This is a genomic window from Kitasatospora sp. NPDC101155, assembly GCF_044768305.1.
Classification (GTDB): domain Bacteria; phylum Actinomycetota; class Actinomycetes; order Streptomycetales; family Streptomycetaceae; genus Kitasatospora.
The window spans coordinates 67,596-86,338 of the sequence record NZ_JBIWPN010000007.1 but is presented as its reverse complement, the minus strand read 5'-3'; the positions used below and the strand labels follow the sequence as shown (position 1 = coordinate 86,338).

Annotated in this window: 15 protein-coding genes and 2 pseudogenes; 7 read left to right on the top strand and 10 right to left on the bottom strand. The window is 72.4% G+C overall.

Going from position 1 to position 18,743, the window contains the following annotated elements:
• Positions 1-50 precede the first annotated feature (50 nt).
• Positions 51-1,847 (bottom strand): gamma-glutamyltransferase family protein, encoded by a 1,797-nt coding sequence (locus tag ACIRYZ_RS12960; RefSeq protein WP_402942883.1) that lies wholly within the window; start codon positions 1,845-1,847, stop codon positions 51-53.
• 136 nt (positions 1,848-1,983) lie between these two features.
• Between ACIRYZ_RS12960 and ACIRYZ_RS12955 the strand changes: the two are divergent.
• The 3 genes and pseudogenes from ACIRYZ_RS12955 to ACIRYZ_RS12945 all read left to right on the top strand — a co-directional run.
• Positions 1,984-2,196, top strand: a pseudogene (locus ACIRYZ_RS12955) (alpha-ketoglutarate transporter); the annotation flags it as partial.
• A gap of 32 nt (positions 2,197-2,228) precedes the next feature.
• Positions 2,229-2,546: pseudogene (locus ACIRYZ_RS12950) on the top strand (response regulator transcription factor); the annotation flags it as partial.
• 268 nt (positions 2,547-2,814) lie between these two features.
• The gene (locus tag ACIRYZ_RS12945) at positions 2,815-2,982 is read left to right on the top strand and encodes an ATP-binding protein (RefSeq protein WP_402943423.1); all 168 of its coding nucleotides are present in this window, start codon (positions 2,815-2,817) and stop codon (positions 2,980-2,982) included.
• Positions 2,983-3,034: 52 nt separating this feature from the next.
• On the opposite strand, the gene ACIRYZ_RS12940 is transcribed toward ACIRYZ_RS12945, so the two are convergent.
• From ACIRYZ_RS12940 to ACIRYZ_RS12910, 7 genes are all read right to left on the bottom strand, one after another.
• On the bottom strand, positions 3,035-3,979 hold the full coding sequence (locus ACIRYZ_RS12940; RefSeq protein ID WP_402942880.1) for a TAXI family TRAP transporter solute-binding subunit: 945 nt from the start codon (positions 3,977-3,979) through the stop codon (positions 3,035-3,037).
• A 141-nt stretch (positions 3,980-4,120) separates the two neighbouring features.
• Complete coding sequence (locus ACIRYZ_RS12935; RefSeq protein WP_402942877.1) at positions 4,121-5,968, bottom strand: phospholipase C; 1,848 nt, start codon at positions 5,966-5,968, stop codon at positions 4,121-4,123.
• Between the two features lie 232 nt (positions 5,969-6,200).
• Positions 6,201-6,548 (bottom strand): TetR/AcrR family transcriptional regulator C-terminal domain-containing protein, encoded by a 348-nt coding sequence (locus tag ACIRYZ_RS12930; RefSeq protein WP_402943420.1) that lies wholly within the window; start codon positions 6,546-6,548, stop codon positions 6,201-6,203.
• Positions 6,549-6,553: 5 nt separating this feature from the next.
• A complete protein-coding gene (locus tag ACIRYZ_RS12925) occupies positions 6,554-6,781 on the bottom strand; it encodes a zinc ribbon domain-containing protein (protein ID WP_402943418.1) in 228 nt (75 codons plus the stop codon).
• Between the two features lie 131 nt (positions 6,782-6,912).
• Positions 6,913-8,352 carry a SufS family cysteine desulfurase gene (locus tag ACIRYZ_RS12920; RefSeq protein ID WP_402942874.1) on the bottom strand — a complete coding sequence of 480 codons (1,440 nt, stop codon included), beginning with the start codon at positions 8,350-8,352 and terminating at the stop codon, positions 6,913-6,915.
• A complete protein-coding gene (locus ACIRYZ_RS12915) occupies positions 8,339-9,754 on the bottom strand; it encodes a family 2B encapsulin nanocompartment shell protein (RefSeq protein WP_402942871.1) in 1,416 nt (471 codons plus the stop codon). Before ACIRYZ_RS12915 ends, ACIRYZ_RS12920 begins: the two co-directional genes overlap by 14 nt.
• 172 nt (positions 9,755-9,926) lie before the next feature.
• Entirely contained in the window at positions 9,927-10,550 is a 624-nt protein-coding gene (locus ACIRYZ_RS12910) for an aminotransferase class V-fold PLP-dependent enzyme (RefSeq protein ID WP_402942868.1), read from the bottom strand.
• 3 nt (positions 10,551-10,553) lie between these two features.
• Here ACIRYZ_RS12910 and ACIRYZ_RS12905 point away from each other — a divergent pair, with 3 nt between their 5' ends.
• Positions 10,554-10,679: a hypothetical protein gene (locus ACIRYZ_RS12905; protein ID WP_402942865.1), complete on the top strand. Its 126-nt coding sequence runs from the start codon at positions 10,554-10,556 to the stop codon at positions 10,677-10,679.
• Positions 10,680-10,691: 12 nt separating this feature from the next.
• Here the strand turns inward: ACIRYZ_RS12905 and ACIRYZ_RS12900 are convergent, their stop codons facing one another.
• A complete protein-coding gene (locus tag ACIRYZ_RS12900) occupies positions 10,692-11,189 on the bottom strand; it encodes a signal peptide protein (RefSeq protein WP_402942862.1) in 498 nt (165 codons plus the stop codon).
• Between the two features lie 305 nt (positions 11,190-11,494).
• On the opposite strand from ACIRYZ_RS12900, the gene ACIRYZ_RS12895 reads away from it, so the two are divergent.
• The gene (locus ACIRYZ_RS12895) at positions 11,495-12,913 is read left to right on the top strand and encodes an APC family permease (RefSeq protein ID WP_402943415.1); all 1,419 of its coding nucleotides are present in this window, start codon (positions 11,495-11,497) and stop codon (positions 12,911-12,913) included.
• Between the two features lie 54 nt (positions 12,914-12,967).
• Positions 12,968-14,605: an amidohydrolase gene (locus ACIRYZ_RS12890; RefSeq protein WP_402942860.1), complete on the top strand. Its 1,638-nt coding sequence runs from the start codon at positions 12,968-12,970 to the stop codon at positions 14,603-14,605.
• A 110-nt stretch (positions 14,606-14,715) separates the two neighbouring features.
• Here ACIRYZ_RS12890 and ACIRYZ_RS12885 read toward each other — a convergent pair whose 3' ends face one another.
• Positions 14,716-15,420 (bottom strand): TetR/AcrR family transcriptional regulator, encoded by a 705-nt coding sequence (locus ACIRYZ_RS12885; protein ID WP_402942857.1) that lies wholly within the window; start codon positions 15,418-15,420, stop codon positions 14,716-14,718.
• 476 nt (positions 15,421-15,896) lie between these two features.
• On the opposite strand from ACIRYZ_RS12885, the gene ACIRYZ_RS12880 reads away from it, so the two are divergent.
• Positions 15,897-18,686 (top strand): SdrD B-like domain-containing protein, encoded by a 2,790-nt coding sequence (locus tag ACIRYZ_RS12880; protein ID WP_402942854.1) that lies wholly within the window; start codon positions 15,897-15,899, stop codon positions 18,684-18,686.
• The last annotated feature ends 57 nt before the right edge of the window (positions 18,687-18,743 follow it).

Genomic DNA, 18,743 nt, shown 5'->3' with positions numbered 1-18,743 from the left:
GCCGACAGCCGGCCGGGCACGCAGTGCTTTCCCGTCCCGTACGTCCTGGTCTACCGGCCGACCGCGTACGCCTGGCGGTAGCGCGGGTCGGCCCCCGCGGACAGGACACCGGTCTCCGGGTCGCGAGCCACCGCGCAGAGCTGCCCCTGCGACCATGGGCCGCTGACCTTCACCAGATGCCCACGGCGGCGCAGTTCGGCGATCGTCGACTCCCCGACGCGGGACTCCACCACGACGCTCGCCGGGTTCATCGCGCGCGGGTAGAAGGAGGAGGGGAAGCTTTCGGTCCGCCAGTTCGGGGCGTCGATCGCACCCTGGAGGTCGAGTCCGCCGCGTTGCCGGTCCCGCAGGACCACAGCGAGGAAGAAGTGCAGGCTCCACTGGTCCTGGTTGTCCCCGCCCGGAGTGCCGAACGCCAGCACTGGCTGCCCGTCCCGCAGGGCCAGGGACGGGGAGAGGGTGGTGCGCGGACGACGGCCGGGGGCGAGGGAGTTGGGCAGTCCAGGTGTCAACAGGGCCATCTGGAGCCGGGTCCCGAGCGGGAAACCGAGGCCCGGCACCACCGGGTTGGACTGCAGCCAACCGCCGCTGGGCGTGGCCGAGACCAGGTTGCCCCAGCGGTCGACCACGTCCAGATGGCAGGTGTCACCGCGCGGCGCGCCGTTCTCGGCGATCGTCGGTTCGCCCGAGCCCGCATCCGTCGCCGGGTCCACGGGAGTTCGCCGCCGTACGTGCGCTCCCAGCTTCGGCACCCGACCGCCCGGCCGGCCCGGGCGCAGCTCGGCCGAGGCCCGCTCGGTGATCAGCGCGCGGCGCTGCTCCGTGTAGCCGGGCGCGAGCAGCTCGGCCGGTGCGACCTCGGTACCGGCGCCGTACCAGGCCTCGCGGTCGGCCATCGCCAACTTGGTGCCCTCGATCAGCCGATGGAGGAAGTCCGCGTCGCCGTACTCCGGCGTACTGTGCGTCAAGGTCTCCGGTAGCAGCGCGAGTTGCTGCAGGAAGACCGGGCCCTGGCTCCACAGGCCGGGCTTGCACACCGTCCAGCCGTTCCAGTCGTAGCTGACCGGCTCCTCGTACCCCGCCTCGAAGGAGGCGAGGTCATCGGCGGTGAGCACGCCCTGGTGGCGCTCGCCCGAGGTGTCCATCGTGGGCCGGGCCGCGAAATCGGCCAGGGCCTCCGCGACGAAGCCGTGGCTCCACACCCGGCGCGCCGCGTCGATCTGCGCCTCCCGGGTCAGCCCGCGCCGTTCGGTCTCCGCCAGCACCCGCCGCCACGTGGCCGCCAGGGCCCGATTGCGCAGCAGTGCGCCGGGCGCCGGAGAGCGCCCGTCCGCCAGGTAGAGCTCGGCGGAGCTGGGCCATTCCTTCTCGAACAGTCCCCGGACCGACTCGACCGCACGGCCCACCCCGTCGAGCGCCGGGTGCCCGTGCTCGGCGTAACCGATGGCACGCTCCAGCACCTCGGAGAGCCGCTTCGTGCCGTGGTCCCGGAGCAGCAGCAGCCAGGCGTCGAACGCGCCGGGGACGGCGGCGGCCAGCGGCCCGGTGCCGGGCACCATGTCCAGGCCGAGCCCGGTGAAGTGCTCGATCGTGGCGCCGGCCGGCGCTCCACCCTGCCCGCAGAGCACCAGCGGCCGTCCCCCGGCCGGGGCGAACAGCACCGGTACTTCGCCTGCCGGGCCGTTGAGGTGCGGCTGCACCACCTGGAGCGTGAAGCCGGCGGCCACCGCCGCGTCGAAGGCGTTCCCGCCGTCCTCAAGGATCGCCATCGCCGCCGTCGAGGCCAGCCAGTGGGTCGAGGACACCATCCCGAAGGTCCCCTGCAGAGTGGGGCGGGTACTGAACACACCGGTTCCTCTCGGCGATTCCCGCTGCCTCCACCGGAGCCGCTCGGAGACCGCCGAGGAAGAAGACCCGGCCGATGGGCATCCACGGCAGCGTACCGACTCGCGCGCCCTCCGTCAGGTGATCGGTCAGGAGTCGTACGCCCTCGCCAACGCGCTGTTCGGCGGCACCGCCGAGTACATCGCGCTCTGGTTCAAGAACAGCGGGCACGAGTCCGGCTTCTTCTGGTACGTCTCCGGCTGCGCCCTGGTCTCCCTGGCCACCTACGTGCTGATGCCGGACACCCGGCAGGCCGTGCTCAGCCCCGAGCGGGCCCCGGCGGCGACCGCCCCGGCCGAGGCCGTACGGTAGGCACCGCACAGAGGTTCCGTGGTGGGGGAGCCATGCACATGCTGCTCGTCGAGGACGACGACCGCATGGCCCAGGCCCTCGCCACCGCCCTCGCCCGACGCGGGCACACCGTGCGCCGGGGGGTGGTCCGCGCCACCGAGGCGCTCCGGCACGCCCGGGAGGCCGAGTTCGTCCTGCTCGACCTCGGCCTGCCCGACCTGGACGGCCTCGACCTGCTGCGCAAGCTCCGCACCGTCTGCTCCCTGCCGCTCATCGTGGTCACCGCCCGCAGCGAGGAGCGCGACATCGTGCAGGGCCTGCGGGCCGGCGCCGACGACTACGTGATCAAGCCGTTCCGGATGGCCGAACTCATCGGCCGGATCGACCCCGTGCGCCGCCGCACCGGCTCCGCCCCCGACGAGGGCGGGCCGGGTGGCCCGGACGGCGGTGAGCGGCGGGTGCGCACCGGCGACGTGGCGATCGACCTGGCCGGGCGCACCGTGACCGTCGACGGAGCCCAGGTCCGGCTCACCCGCCGCGAGTTCGACGTCCTCGCGCTGCTCGCCGCCCAACCCGGCGACGTCCGCTCCCGCGAGGAGATCGTCGACCGGACCGGGTGTCCCGGAAAGCCGACTCCCGCTGCTGCTCAGGCGGTTCACGCGCGCCCCGGAGCACCAGAACCTCCCCGGCACCGGGCTGGGCCTGGCCATCGCCGACGAACTGGCCCGCGCCTGCGGCGGCTCGCTGACCGTCGCCCCGACCGGCCCGCACGGGCTCACCGTCGAGTTCCGGCTGCCCGCGCTCTGAAAGGGCCTGTCTCTTGGATCCGTGCCGGGTCCCGCGTCGCCGAGGCTCTGAACTACCCGTACACCGAGCGGTAGTAGGCCGCCGCTCCCGGGTGGAGCGGCACCGCCCCGGTGGAGACGGCGAAGCGGGGCTCCAGCCGGGCGCCCGCCGTGACGGCCCGCAGCAGGGTGGCCCACTGGTCGAAGAGGATCTCCAGCTGCCGCCGCACCGCGTCCTCGGGCACCCCCGGCCGGGCGGTCAGGTAGTTGCCGACGCCGAGGGTGCCGACCGGGCCGCGCAGGCCGTACGCGTCCGTCGGCAGGGTGACGGCCGCGTAGACCGGGCCGTGGCGCTCGCGCAGGGCCGCGGCGATCGCGTCCAGCGGGACGAACCGCAGCGGCAGCTCCCTCGCCAGCTCGGACACGGCGGGCGTCGGCACCCCGCCGGACCAGAACACCGCGTCCAGGGCGCCGGTGCGCAGGGCCGCCAACGACTCGGCCAGCCCGAGCGACTGCTGCCGCACGCCGAGCCCCGCCTCCCGCAGCAGCCGCTTCGCCGTCACCTGGAGTCCGGAGCCCACCGCGCCGGTCGCCACCCGGCGGCCGGCGAGGTCGGCGAGCTCGCGCACCGGGCCGTCGGCGGGGGCCAGCAGGTGGAGGTAGTTGACGTAGACCCGGGCCGGCGCCGTCAGCCCGAGCGGGCGGGCGAAGGTGTCCCGGCCCAGCACCGCGTCCTCGGCCACGTCGGCGGTGGTCAGCGCGAGGTCCACGGTGCCGTCGTCGAGCTGCTGGAGGTTGTCCACGCTCGCCGCGCTGCTCACCGGGGTGAGGGTCAGCCGCCTGCCCACTGTCACGGCCTCGGTGAAGGAGCGCCCGAAGGCGTTGTACGGTCCGCCCTCGGGCCCGGTCGCCAGCCGCAGCGAGCGCACCGGCCCGTCGTTGCCCGAGCAACCGGCGGTGAGGGCCGCCGTCAGCGCCGCGCCGAGGACGGTGCGGCGGCGCGGGGTCGTTGCGGTCATGGCGGGAAGGGTAGCCCGACTCCGGTCAGGGTGCTGGGGCCGGTGAGTCCTTGAACGCCTGACCCCGGAGACGGCGGCACCGCCGGGCCCTCGGCGAAGAGGACCCGGCGGTGCCGGGGTGTTGCGGGGTACGGCCGTGCGTCAGGCGCGGCGACCGCGCTTGCGGCGGGCGAGGAAGACCGCGCCGCCGCCGACCGCGAGCAGGGCGACGGCCGCGGCCGCGATCGGGCCGGTGTTGGAGTTGGCGCCGGTCTCGGCCAGCGGCGGGCCGGAGACGGTGCTGGTGGCGCCGGCGACGGCGGTGCTGCCGGTGCCGTCGGTCGAGGTCGCCGTACCGGCCGGGGTGCCCGCCGGGGTGGTGGCCGAGGAGCCGCCGGTGGGCTGGCCGGACGGGGTCGAGTCGCCGCCGGCCGGCTGGCCGGTGGTCGGGTCCAGGATCAGGGTGGACGACTGGGCGTTCTTGAAGTCGAACATGCCCTCGATGGAGCCGGCGTGCTCGTCGAAGGAGGAGTCGCCGATCCGGCCGGTCTTCCAGTTGTCCTCGACGAAGCGCAGGATCGAGGTCTGGTCGGTCTGGGTGTGGTCGACGAAGTTGGACTTGGCGTACGGGGACGCGACCAGCAGCGGCAGGCGCGGGCCGAAGCCGCAGCGGTCGGCGTAGCCGCCCCAGCCGGCGTCCTTGCCGCACTGGCCGGCGCCGTTCAGGCCGTCGTTGGCGGCGTCGCGCGAGCCGTTGACCGGCTCGGCGAACTTGTGGTCGTACCAGCCGTCCGAGTCGTCGTAGGCGATGACGACGGCGGTGGAGGCCCAGTCCTTGGACTTCTGCAGCTTGTTCAGGGTGTCGACGACGAAGTGCTGCTCGTCCAGCGGGTCGGAGTAGCCCGCGTGGCCGTCCTGGTAGTTGGCGGCCTTCAGGTAGCTGACGGCCGGCAGGTTGCCGTGCTGGAGGGCGGCGTCGAAGTCGGTCAGGTCGTACTGGTGGTTCGCCTGGCCGTCGTGGCCGATCTCGTCCACGTCCTTCGGCGCCAGGTGCTTCGGGTTCGCCGTGGACTTGTAGTACTGGAACGGCTCGTGGTGCGGGTTGTAGTCGGTCTGCGAGGCGCCGACGATGTTGTTGTGCGCGGCGCCGCAGACGGCCTTGCCGTCCTTGGTGTCGGTCGGCTTGAAGCCGCCCTGGAACCAGCCCCAGCTGACGCCCTTGTCGTTGAGCAGGTCGCCGACGTTCTTGCCGGTCATCACCAGCTGGTTGTGCGCGGGGTTGGAGCACTCGTCGTAGCCCGGGTCGGGGTCGTTGATGACGGTGCCGATGCCCTTGGCGTCCGGGGAGGCGACCACGTAGGCGTCGGTGGTCTGCTGACCGGTCTTCGGGTCCACCGGGTAGCCGCCGTGCAGCTGGCCGGAGACCAGGTTGAGCGCGCCCGGGGTGGAGGGGCCGTAGTTGGTGCCGAAGGAGTTGTCGCTCATCGCGAAGCGCTGGGCGTAGTTCCAGTAGCCGGTGACGGTGTTGCCGTCGTAGTAGTCCATCACCAGGCCGGGCGCGGTGTACATCGGGGCCTTGCAGCTCTCGATGTCGGTGTGCTCGACGAACTTGTCCATCTTGCCGCCGTCGAAGGCGAGCTGCTCGTCCTTGTAGGTGTGGTCCTGGTCGCAGGTGACCGCCTGGGCCGGGCCCAGCCGCTGCGGGTTGTTCCGGTTCGGGTTCTTGTGGAGCAGGTCGTCGCTGAGGCCGTCCACCTTGGGGGTGTCGGGCTTGGCGGTGAACTTCACCTTGTCGTCGGCGGTGTTGGCCGCGTTCGGGTAGGTGCCGAAGTAGTGGTCGAAGGAGACGTTCTCCTGGAATATGACCACCAGGTGCTTGATCGGCGTGGCGGTCTGCGGGCCGTCGGCCGCGAAGGCGGCGGGCGTGCCGCCGAACGCGGTCAGCGAGGCCGCACCGATCAGGCCGGCACCGTACCGGAGCCATCGCTTGCGGGTGGGGACTGCGTGCATGGTTGGGTCCTCGACGTCATCGTCATCTGTGTCAGAAGTTGGGGCCGTGACGCGCGTAGCGCGACATCAGCGGCTCGAAACTAGACACAGGAGGTGAACGCGGTCAACAGGTGCACGTAAACCCGAGGTTAACCGCAGTGATACGGAACGATGCGTCAGGACTGCGATTCGGCAGACAAGTCCGTCGAATGCCTGTCGAATGGGGCTATTGCGGGATGCCCGCCCGACGGTTTCAGGCCAGTGGCGTCGCCTCCACTCCCGCCAGCACCGCGGCCAGGCCCTGCTCGAAGCCTCGGTCGAAGTCCTGGAACATCTCCCGGCCCGCTTCGGCGGCCAGCGGGTGGGCGGCCAGCCGCTCGGCGCGCGCCTCCAGGTCGTAACCCTCCTCGCCGTCGAAGGGGTTGGGGCCCATGGACTGCTCCTCGATGACGAAGCCGACGGTGTAGCTGTAGGCCGTGTACCAGGCCCGGGCGGCGGCCGCCGGGCCGAATCCGGCCTCGATCAGCAGCCGCAGCGAGGCTTCCAAGCCTGACGCGTACGAGGTGTCCTTGACTCTCTCCCCCTCCTTCGGAAGGGGGATTCCCCTCAGTCTTGCGGCTGAGCCGCTGCGCGTGAGCGCACCGGTTGGGATCGTTCCTGTTTCCCGGCCGACGGCGGAAGGGAGGCCCCTTGCCGACCTACACCAGCTCCGCAGGCATCGCCGGGGTCGCCCCCGGCTACGGCTCGACCAGCCGCAAGGATGTTCTTCGCCGCGTTGATGTCCCGGTCGTGCCGGGTGCGACAGGTGGGGCAGGTCCAGTGCCGGGTGTTCAAGGACAGCTCGGGCGCAGTACGCGGCCCGCTGCGGGGTCGCCGCCGCGGGTGGCGCGGTCGCCTCGGTCGGTGAGTAGCCGCAGGGTGTGTCGGGGGTGGGCACCGGACCCGGCGCCCACCCCCGAGGCGGGTTACGAGGCGGCGGCCTCCGCCTGGATGCCCTGGAGGGCGGTCACCAGGGCGTCGACGTCCCGCACGGTGTTGTACAGGGCCAGCGAGGCCCGGGCCGCACTCTGCAACCCGTAGGCGGCGAGGGCGGGTTGGGCGCAGTGGTGGCCGGCGCGGATCGCGATGCCCTGCTGGTCGAGCGCCCCGGCGAGGGCGATCGGGTCGGTCCCGGCGAGCAGGAAGGTCAGTACCCCGATCTTGCCCGGCGCGCTGCCGATCAGCCGGAGCCCGGGTACGGTCGCCAGCGCGGCGGTGGCGTACGCGGTGAGCTGCTCCTCGTGCGCGGTGGCGGCCTGCCGGTCCAGCCCGGACAGGTACCGCAGGGCCGCCCGCAGCCCGGCGACCCCGCCGATGTGGCCGGTGCCGGCCTCCAGGCGGTGCGGGACGGGGGCGTAGGTCGTCTCCGTGAAGCTCACCGCGTCGATCATGTTGCCGCCGCCCTGCCACGGGGGCATGGCCTCCAGCAGCTCCCGTTTGCCGTACAGCGCGCCGATCCCGGTCGGGGCGAAGACCTTGTGCCCCGAGAAGGTGTAGAAGTCGGCGTCCAGGGCGGTGACGTCCACCGGGAAGTGGCTCACCGCCTGGGCGCCGTCGACGAGCACCTTGGCGCCGTACCGGTGGGCGAGTGCGGTCATCTCGGCCACCGGCGGGACCGTCCCCAGCACGTTGGAGGCGTGGGTGAGCGCCACCAGCTTGGTGCGGAAGCCGAGCAGGTCCCGGTAGGCGTCCTGGTCCAACTGTCCGTCGGGGAGCAGCGGGATGGGCACGACCCGGGCCCGGCGCTCCTTGGCGATCAGCTGCCAGGGCACCAGGTTGGAGTGGTGCTCGGCGGCGGAGACCAGGATCTCGTCGCCGACGCCGAGGTTGGCCCGGCCCCAGGTCTGCGCCACCAGGTTGACGGCCTCGGTGGTGCCCCGGACGAAGACGATCTCGTCCGGGTCCGGGGTGCCGAGCAGCTTGGCGGCCTCGGCGCGGCCCTCCTCGTAGATCTGGGTGGCCTGTTTGGCGAGAGTGTGGGCGCCCCGGTGGACGTTGGAGGTGCCGGTCGCGTAGTGCTCGCCGACGGCCTCGACCACCTGGCGGGGCTTGAGGGTGGTGGCGCCGTTGTCCAGCCAGACCAGCGGGCGGCCGTTGACCTCGCGGTGCAGCTGCGGGAAGTCGCGCCGGACGGCCTCGACGTCGAATCCGCCGGTGGGTGTGGTGGGTGCGGTGGGTGGCGACGACCGGTCCGCCCGGGTCGGCAGCCAGTACCGGGGGCCGCCGGCGGCGTGGGCGAGGGCCTCGGGGAGCGGGTTCGAGGGCGGAGCCGCCGGGGCGGTGGCCGGCGGGGCGGTGGCGGTGGAGAAGCCCCCCGGCGCCCCGTTGATCCCGGTGCCGCGCCCGAATCCGTCAGGAGTAGTCATGGTAGTTCGACACCTCGACGTTCTGGAGCACCGCGATCGCGTCGTCCACGAGCGCGGCGGTCGAGAAGTAGCCGGTCACCAGGTACGAGGTGATGGCCTGCCGGTCCACGCCCATCGGGCGCACCGCCAGGCCGGGCTCGACCTCGTCCGGGACCTTCGCCGGTCGCAGGCCCACCACGCCCTGGCGCTCCTCGCCGACGCGCATCAGCAGGATGTTGGTGGTGCCGGGCGCCGAGTTCGCCGAGCCCTTGAGGTCCAGCTTGTCGGACGGCAGCAGCGGCACGCCGCGCCAGGTCAGGAACGGGCTGCCGAACAGCTCGACGATCTGCGGCGGCACCCCGCGCCGGGTGCACTCGCGCCCGAACGCGGCGATCGCCCGCGGATGGGCCAGGAAGAACGCGGGCTGCTTCCAGACCCGGGCGAGCAGTTCGTCCAGGTCGTCGGGGGTGGGCGCACCCTTGCGGGTGCGCACGCGCTGGGTCGCGGCGACGTTGTTGAGCAGGCCGTACTCGGGGTGGTTGAGCATCTCCCACTCCTGGCGCTCGCGCAGCGCCTCGACGGTCAGGCGGAGTTGGGCCTGGACCTGGTCGATGTCGGAGTTGTAGATGTCCGCGACGCGGGTGTGCACCTTGAGGACGGTCTGCGCGATGCTCAGCTCGTACTCGCGCGGGCTCTCGTCGTAGTCGACGAAGGTCTCCGGCAGGTACGGCTCGCCGGAGTGGCCCGAGTGGAGGTCGATCGGGTGCTCGGGGTCGGTCGGGGCCTGACCGGCCGTGAACTCGGTCAGCCGGGCGCGCAACGAGGGCTCCCGGTCGGCGAGTTCGACGAGTACGCGGCGGTCGAGCGAGAGCACGGTACAGGTGGTGACGGCCGTGACCCGGTACGTCGTCGCGGTGCCGCCGGCCCAGGCGGCGGCGTCGAAGAAGTCGCCCTCGCCGAGGACGGCCAGCAGGGCGTCCGAGCCGTACGCGCCGGTGGCGCGCTTCTCGGCGCGGCCGAAGGCGATGATGTGCAACTGGTCGGCCGGGGCGCCGGCGTCGACTATCGGCTCGCCGGGCGCGACCTCGCGCTCGACGAACCCGCTCGCCAGCGCGGCGAGCACCGGGCTGTCCACCTGGCTGAGGAAGGCCAGCTCGCGCAGGTCCTCGGCGATGACCCGGGTGGCGCCGGCGCCGTCGACGTACGTGCTGACCAGCCCGTCGCCGAGGATGAAGCCCCGGCGGCGGTTGACCCGGTAGACACCCGCCTCCAGGTCGACCCAGGGGAGCGCGCGCAGCAGGTACCGGGGGGTGATCCCGAGCATCTGCGGCACGGTCTTGGTGGTGGTGGCGAGGTTGCGGGCTGCGGAGGTACTGAGGCTCTGCTGGTTGGGCTGGCTCTGCGGAACGGCCTCGGTGGTCACGACTGGTCCTCTCTCCGGCAATTGAACAACCGACGTGTCGTCAGGTCGACCCGGTGATTGTTGCCCCTGGATTTGAGGGGTGTGACCACGTTTGAACTCGCCGGATAGCGGACACCTGCTGCGCGAATGCGGGACACGAGGCCGCCAAACTCACTCTAACGAGTGACTTTTCCTATAAGTGGCGGCGATGCTCTCCCAAGCGGAACTTGGAAGCACGGGGGGCGAGTTGGGGCGCGGAGTGCGCTTCCGACGAGCGCCCGAACTTGCGGCAGGTGGCGGTGAGCAGGTCGCAGCCGATCTCCTCGACGTCGACCGGGTACTGGCCGACCGACTGGCAGGCGTCGACGAGGTACGGCAGGTCGAGTTCCCGGCAGTGCCGGCCGATCTCGGCGACCGGCTGGACCAGGCCGGAGTTGGTGGGCACGTGCGTCACGGCCACCAGGCGCGGGCGGTGGGCGCGCATCAGCGCGGCCATCGCGTCGACGTCGACGCCGCTGCCGTCCGGGTGGTCGGGGGCGTGCACGATCCGGACGCCATGCCGCTTGCGCAGCGCCAGGAAGGCGATCTGATTGGAGATGAAGTCGTTGCGGGTGGTGAGGATGACGTCCCCGGGGCGGAAGTCGATCGCGGAGAGCGCCTTGGTGTACGCGTGGGTCGCGCTCGCGGCGAAGGCGAGGTTCCCGGGGCGGGTGCCGAGGAGTTCGGCGAGCGCGGCGTAGAAGTCGGCGACCTCGGCGGTACGGGCGGGGGTGACCCGGACACCTCCTGGCAGGCGGTCGCCCTGGCCGGGCGCCACTTCGTGCCCGAGCAGCCCGACGAGCAGCCGGGCACGGTGCCGGCCGGCACGGTGTCGCTGTCCGGCGGCTATCCGCACGAGAGCCTCCAGCCCACCTGGCTGCTCAGCGGAGCCCTCGCCCGGGCCTGACCTGGCCGGGGCTCAGGCGTAGATCGCCACCCGGGGCTCGACGGAGCCCTGGGCGGGCCCCTTGAGGACCGTCACCCGGTAGTGCTCGGTGAGCGTGTGGTGGCCGTGCAGGACGATCTTCGCCGGGATGAGGTCGGTGTACAGGGTGCCGGTCTGGCTGCCGAGCGACACGGTGTGCCAGTGCCGGTCCGTCCCCAGCAGTTCGAGCTTGATCTGCGCCGGGTCGAGGAACGGGCCGTTGTCGGGTGACTCGATGAGGATCTGCGGGGCGACCGTCTGGTCCGTCGACGCGGGGTTGCGGTAGGTGATGGTGATCCCGTGCGGCGCGTTGTCGCCGGGGAGCGAGGTGTTGGGCAGGTCGACGAAGCTGACCGGGGCGGCGGTGGCGGCCGGCGCGGGCGCAGGCGTGGACGCCGCGTGCGAGGACGCCGCGAGCACGGCGGTCGGCAGGACGGCGAGGGCGGCGGCGGTCAGCACCAGAGCCCGACTGCGGATCGTCCTGGTCGGCATGGCGCCTCCTTCGGTCGTAGGACGGCGGCTGGGGGCCGGTTGCCCGGCGGACGGCGCCCGCAGTGCTACGGACAGTCGCCACCCGGGCGGTTCGTACCCCTCCACCCTGCACGCGCCCGGCGGATGCCGCATCCGCCCGGACCGGTGGAGCCCCTTATGACAACGCCATTGACGTGTGAGGGCGCCGCCGGTTTCATGGCTCGCACTTCCCCCACCCCCACCCCCACGACCAAGGCGGTGATCCGTTGGCATCCACGGTGAAGGACACGGGCAGCGGTCCGAGAACAGGCGCCGGCCACGGCGCCATGCACAAGTCCATCGGCCTGCTCGACGGCGCGGTGATCGCCGCCTCCAGCACGGCCGCCACCAGCAGCATCGGCATCGGCCTGGGCCTGATGGCCGGGGTGGTCGGCCTCCACCTGCCCGCGATCATGCTGCTGGCCTTCCTCCCGGTGCTCGCCATCGCCGGCGGCTACGGGCGGCTGAACGCCGTCGAGCCCGACGCCGGCAGCAGCTACCGCTGGGTGGGCCGAACCCTCAGCCCCTGGCTGGGCTTCCTCACCGGCTGGGTGAACACCGTCGGCACGGTGGTCTTCATGGCCTACACCACCACCGTCACCGGCTCGGCGATCATCCAGCTCCTGGACGAAGCGCACCTGCGCAGCATCGCCGGCCTGCGCCTGGACGCCGACTCCACCGTCCAGTGCACCCTGCTCGGCCTCGTCGTCCTGATCGGCGCGGCACTCGTCGCGGTGCGCGGGCTCGACCTCGCCGCCCGGCTGCAGAAGGCGCTGCTGGTCTTCGAGTACCTGGTGCTGCTCGGCTTCTGCGGGTACGGGCTCTTCGCAGGCGACCAACCCTTCTCCCTCCAGTGGTACAACCCCTTCGACATCCCCTCCTTCGGCGCGGTGGCCCAGGGCATGGTGCTGGCGGTCTTCTGCTACTGGGGCTTCGAGTCGGTGTTCAGCGTCGGCGAGGAGGTGCGCGACCCGCGCGACGCCTCCCGGGGCGGCTTCCTCGCCCTGGTGGTGATGATGCTGCTCTTCCTGCTGGCCGGCACCGCCTTCCAACGGGTCCTCCCGCTCGACGAGTTGGCCGACAACGGCGCGCACGGACTGACCTACTTCGGCACCAGGCTCGCCCACCAACCCCTGGCCGCACTGCCGTTGATCGCGCTGACGTTCTCCGCCGTGGCCTCGCTGCAGTCCTCGGTGATCCCGACCGCGCGCGGGATGTACGCGATGGGCCGCGACGGCGTGCTCGGCCCGGTCTGGACCCGGCTGCACCGCAAGCACGCCACCCCCGCCGTCGGCACCCTGCTGATCACCGGCGTCGCCGTCCTGCTGGCCCTCGCCTCGATCGCCATCCCCACCGTCAACGACCTGATCTCGGCCGCCGTCAACGCGATCGGCATCATCGTCGCGCTCTACTACGCGCTCACCGCCGTCGCGGCCGCCGTCCGCTTCCGCCACCTGCTGCGCACCGACCTGTTGCAGGGACTGCGCGCCGTGGTCGGCCCGCTGCTCGGCGCCGCCGCGCTGCTCGCCGTCGGCGGCTACCTCGCCTGGACCTTCTACGACTCCGCCGACCACTTCGAACTCTCCGCCGACAACGGCTGGTTCGAGCTGACCGTGGTAGCACTGATGGTCGTCACCGGACTCCCGTCGGCGGCCTGGGCCCGCTGGCGGCGCCGCTCACCGTACTTCCTCCACCCCGCCGACTGAGCAACTCCCGCACGACCGAAGCGCAACGCGCAACCCGAGAACGGAGCACCACCCATGACCCAGGCCGATCTGGTCCTCACCCGCGGCCCCGTACACACCGGCGACGCCGCCCGCACCCGGGCGACCAGCCTCGCCGTGACCGGCGAGCGGATCACCGCCGTCGGGCACGGCGAGGTCCGCGAGCTGATCGGGCCGAAGACCGAGGTCGTGGACCTCACCGGCAAGCTGCTGCTGCCGGGCTTCCAGGACGCCCACATCCACGCGGTGTACGGCGGAACCGAGTTGGCCGCCTGCGACCTCACCGGCACCGTCGGCGTGGCCGAGTACCTGGAGCGGATCCGCGCCTACGCCGAGGCCAACCCCGGGCAGGCGTGGATCACCGGCAGCGGCTGGTCGCTGGAGAGCTTCGACGGTGGGCTGCCGACCCGGCAGCTGCTCGACTCCGTCGTCCCGGACCGCCCGGTCTACCTCACCAACCGCGACCACCACGGCGCCTGGGCCAACACCCGGGCCCTGGAACTGGCCGGCCTCACCCGCGACACCCCCGACCCGGCCGACGGCCGGATCGAGCGCGAGGACGACGGCACGCCCAGCGGCACGCTCCAGGAGGGCGCCACCGCCCTGGTCGCCCGGCTGGTGCCGGCCACCACCACCGCCGAGCGGGTGGACGGCCTGCTGCGGGCGCAGCGCCTGCTGCACTCGCTCGGCATCACCGGCTGGCAGGACGCCCTGCTCGGCGAGTTCAACGGCCAGCCGGACCCCTCCGACGCCTACCTGGCCGCCGCCCGCTCCGGCGCCCTGACCGCCCGGGTGGCCGGCGCGCTCTGGTGGGACCGCGACCGCGGCGCCGAGCAGATCCCCGAACTGATCGCGCGCCGGGACGAGTTGAGCCACGGCCGGTTCCGGGCCGGATCGGTCAAGATCATGCAGGACGGCATCGCGGAGAACTTCACCGCCGCGATGACCAGCCCCTACCTGGACGGCTGCGGCTGCGCCACCGCCAACTCGGGCCTCAGCTTCGTCGATCCGGCCGCACTGCGCGGGTACGTGACCGAACTGGACGCGCTCGGCTTCCAGGTGCACTTCCACGCCCTCGGCGACCGCGCGGTCCGCGAGGCCCTGGACGCCATCGAGGCCGCCCGCACCGCCAACGGGTGGCGCGACACCCGCCACCACCTCGCCCACCTCCAGGTGGTCCACCCGGACGACGTCCCCCGCTTCGCCCGGCTCGGCGCGATCGCCAACATCCAGCCGCTGTGGGCCGCCCACGAACCGCAGATGGACGAGCTGACCATCCCCTTCCTCGGCCCCGAACGCGCCGCCTGGCAGTACCCGTTCGGTGCGCTCCAGCGCGCGGGCGCCACCCTGGCGGCGGGCAGCGACTGGCCGGTGAGCAGCCCGGATCCGCTGGCCGGCCTGCACGTGGCGGTCAACCGGATGGAGCCGGAGGCCGTGGACGGCCGGGTCTTCCTGCCCGAGCAGCGCCTGGACCTCGGCGCCGCCATCGCCGCCTACACGGCCGGCTCCGCCCATCTGAACGGCCACGACGACGCGGGCACGCTGGCCGTCGGGCAGCTCGCCGACCTGGTCGTCCTCGACCGGGACATCCTGACCGGACCCGCCGAGGAGATCGCGGCGGCCCGGGTGCTGCGGACGTACGTGGGCGGCGAGTTGGTCCACGCCGCCGACTGACCGCACCCGCCCCGCCGCACCGTTCGCCGTCGCCGGACCCATCGGGCCCGGCGCCGGTCGGCGTTCGGAGCCGTTCCCTCGCCGAGCCGGCCCTGCTCCCGGCCCCTCGCTCAGCCCGTCGCCGCCAGCCGGGCCGCGGCCGCGTCCAGGAGCAGGTCGAGGGCGTACGGGTAGCCGCTGCGCCGCATGTCGCCGGCGAGCAGGTGGGCGGTGGCCGCGATGTGCGGGTGGGTGGCGGCGTCGAGGTGCGCGTAGGACGCCTGCCAGACCTCCAGGTCCGCCCGGGCCGCCGGCGCGGGCAGGGCGAGGGCGGCGGCGTCCAGCGCGGCGAACCCCAGGCTCTGGTCCACGAAGGCGTGGTAGATCCGCACCGCCTCCGGGTCCGGGAAGCCCGCCCTGCGCAGGACCCCGAGGATCGCCTCGACGGCGGCGGTCTCGTGGGTGCGGCCGGTGGTGCGGTGGGCGGCCAGTACGGCGGCCTGCGGGTGGGCCTGGTAGGCGGAGTGGATCCGCAGGCCGATGGCCCTGAGGTCGGCCCGCCAGTCGCCGGTCGGCTGCCAGCCCGCCTGGGCGCGCCCGATCAGCTCGTCCGCGACGGCCAGCAGCAGGTCGTCGGTGCTGTGGAAGTAGCGGTAGACCGCGCTGGGGTCGGCGCCGAGGGCGGTGCCCAGCCGTCGGACGGTGAGGGCGTCGGCCCCGTGCTGTCCGATCAGCCGCAGCGCGGTGTCGACGATCAGCTCCCGGGAGAGCACCACGCCCTGTTTGGTGGGCCGGCGGCGTCGGCGTTCGGGTTCGGGGACCACACGTTCGCTCATGCCCGACAGGTTATGTCAACAGCGTTGATGCAGACCAGGGGTCGGTCCGATCCCGGACCGGAGCGCGGCCCGGTCCGGCGTTCGGGCCTCGGCGGAAGGTTGCTCCTGGGGCTGGTGGGGCGGAATGAATCGTGTGCAGTTCTGTGCGAGCCGTGTCGAAATCCCGAGGCATCCGTAGAGCTGTTCGAGGGATCGGTCACTCTGCGCGGTCGAACGGCTTTGTCGACATGGCGCTCGTTCTGCGCCGATCGGCCGCCCGGAGTCGGATCCGTGCTGGTCGGACCGGTTGCGCTGGGGGCGGACCTCGAGCGGCGGCTTGGGTTGATACGCCTGACGGTTCGTCAAAGTTCCACGTTTCGCCACCCGGTTGGGTGAAGCCCCTTTAAGCTCACGTTAATCATGGCGGTTTCAGGCCACGCTGTGGACTCCCTCAGGAAGTCGGGCCCGCAGGGCCCTTCTCGACGATGAGAGCAGGGATGAAAACAACGAACGAACAGACGAACGGCGTCGCCCGCGGCCCGGACCGGCGACGGTCCGGCAGTCCCGGCCGCCGCGCCGTGGGCCGCCTCGCGGCGCTCGCCATCGTGGTCGGCGGCAGCTCGCTGGCCGCCGTCCCGGCGGCGGTCTCGCAGACCGGGGACGGCACGGTGACGGTCCGGGTGATCCGGGCCGTCGACACCAGCGGGGTGTGGTCGGGGTCCGCGCTGGAGCCGGGGATGGCGGGCGTGAAGGTCACGCTCACCGATGACTCCGGTGTCGGGATCGACGGCGTCACGGCGGCGGACGGCACGGTGACGCTGGCCCCGGCGTCGACCAAGGCGACCGGCGGCAAGTACCGGGTGCAGGTGGTGAACCCGAAGCCGGGCGTGCTCTTCCCGGCCTTCGCCTCGCGGCAGGGGCTGGACGGCGCGCCCAACCAGCTCAGCAGCAACGAGGAGTTCGTCGACCTCTCCGGAGGCAAGAACGTCTCCTTCACCACCGGGCTCTGGTACCCGGGGGACTACTGCCAGAAGAACGCCACCCTGGTGACCACCTGCCAGACCCCCACCTACCAGGGCGGGACCCAGCGCACGCTGGTCTCCTTCCCGTACAGCGCGCGCGGCCAGGACGGCGTCACCGCCAACGCCACCAACATCGCCACCGACGCCGAGACCGGCACGCTGTACGGCATCGCCTGGAACAAGGCCGACAAGCGGGTCTTCTCGGCGGCGACGGCCAAGCGGACCACCGACTACGGCCCCGGCGGCTCCGGCGGGATCTACGTCACCGACCTGGCGCAGAAGAAGACGACGGTCTTCACCACCGTCCCGAACGCCGGAAGCACGGCGCACGGGCCGGGGACGGACGACGCCTTCCTCGACGTGCCCGGCAAGGAGAGCCTGGGCGGCATCAAGATCACCGACGACGGCAAGGACCTCTTCGTCGTCAACCTGAACGACCGTCAGCTGTACCGCTACGACGCCACGGCGGCGACGGCGTCGGCGCCGAAGGCCGTCTACGCGATCCCGGACCCGGGCTGCCCGTCGGCCGGGGACTGGCGGCCGTTCGGCCTCGGTCTGCAGGACGGCACCGGTTACCTCGGTGGGGTGTGCTCCGGCCAGTCCACGGGCAAGCTCGCGGACGTGCACGCCGTGGTCCTGCCGTTCGACCTCGGTACCGGGGCGTTCGGCAAGGCGGTGCTGAACCAGCCGCTGGACTACCCGCGCCAGTCCACCGTCGGTGGCGGCCCGTGCGACGGCGCGGGCTGGTTCCCGTGGACCAGCACCTTCCCGGGCTCGCAGAACGGCAAGGTGTGTGGCAACACCACCATCGCCTTCCCCGAACCGGAGTTGGGCGAGATCCAGTTCGAGACCGACGGTTCGATGCTGCTGGCCTTCCGTGACCGCTTCGCCGACCGCGGGCCGGGCGCCCCGGCGCCGAACTCGGCCACCGTCATGTCCGGCGGCGACCTGAACAAGGCCTGCCTGTCGAACGGCATGTACGTGATGGACACCAACCTCGGCTGCGGGAAGACCGTCCGGGGCGCCCGGTTCTTCGCCACCGGCTGGGACGAGGTGGGTCACCACAACACGGTGTTCGCCGGCATGGCGCTCTCCAAGGTCGAGAGCACCATCGCGGCCTCCGCCTTCGACCCGGACCACACCCCGGTCGGCTCCGGCACGTCGTTCATGGAGCGTGCGGACGGCGCGCACGACCCGAAGTTCGGCCTGCGGCTGACCCCGGCGACGACCAGTTCCCCCTTCGGCAAGGGCGCCGCGATGGGCGACCTCGAAGTGCTCTGCGACCAGGCACCGCTGCAGATCGGCAACCGGGTCTGGTACGACCCCGAGCGCAAGGGCATCCAGAACCCGGGCCAGCTCCCGGTGAAGGGCGCCACCGTCAACCTCTACGACGAGTCGGGCAAGGTGGTCGGCACCACCAGGACGACGGCGCGCGGCGAGTACTACTTCGACGACAGCAACGTCACCGGAGGCCTCAAGCCGCACGCCAAGTACACCATCCGCATCGACAACCCGGCCGACTACGCCAAGGGCGGCCCCCTGTACCAGTGGGTGCCCACCGACCACGACGTCGGCGACAACCACTTCATCGACTCCAAGGGCATCGTCCCCGACAACGCCAAGTTCCCCGAACGGGCGCTGACCACCGGCGGACCGGGCGAGAACAACCACACCTACGACTTCGGCTACCGCCAGCAGGAGGGCGCGCTGAAGCTGGTCAAGCACGACCAGGACGGCAAGCCGCTGGCCGGGGCCAAGTTCCAGCTGTGGCACGAGACCAACGGCACCGACGGCCTGCAGACCACGGGCACCAAGCCGGACGCGCCCGTCGGTGACCCCTGCACGACCGGCGCCGACGGCATCTGCCAGGGCAGCGGCACGGTCGGGACGTACTACTGGCAGGAACTGAGCCCGCCGGACGGCTACTCGGCCCCGGACACCACGGTCTTCGGACCGCTGGTGCTCACCGCCGACAACCTCGACGCGGGCGTCTCGGTGACGGCCGTCAACAAGCTGATCCCCACCCCGACACCCACTCCGACACCCACTCCGACCCCGACCGGGTCGCCGACGCCCACCCCGGCGCCGACGACCCCGACCACCCCCGGCACCCCGGCCCCGCCGGCCCCGGCACCGGGCGGGCAACTGCCCCACACCGGCGCGAGTGACGCGACGCCGCTGCTGGCGACCGGCGCCGTGGCGCTCGTCGTCCTCGGTGCGGCACTGTTCGTGCTGGCGCGCCGACGCAGGGCACAGCACCGATAGCCATCCCGTCATGACGGGGTGACAGCCCGGCTCGGGCGGGTTCGCGGACCATGGGTC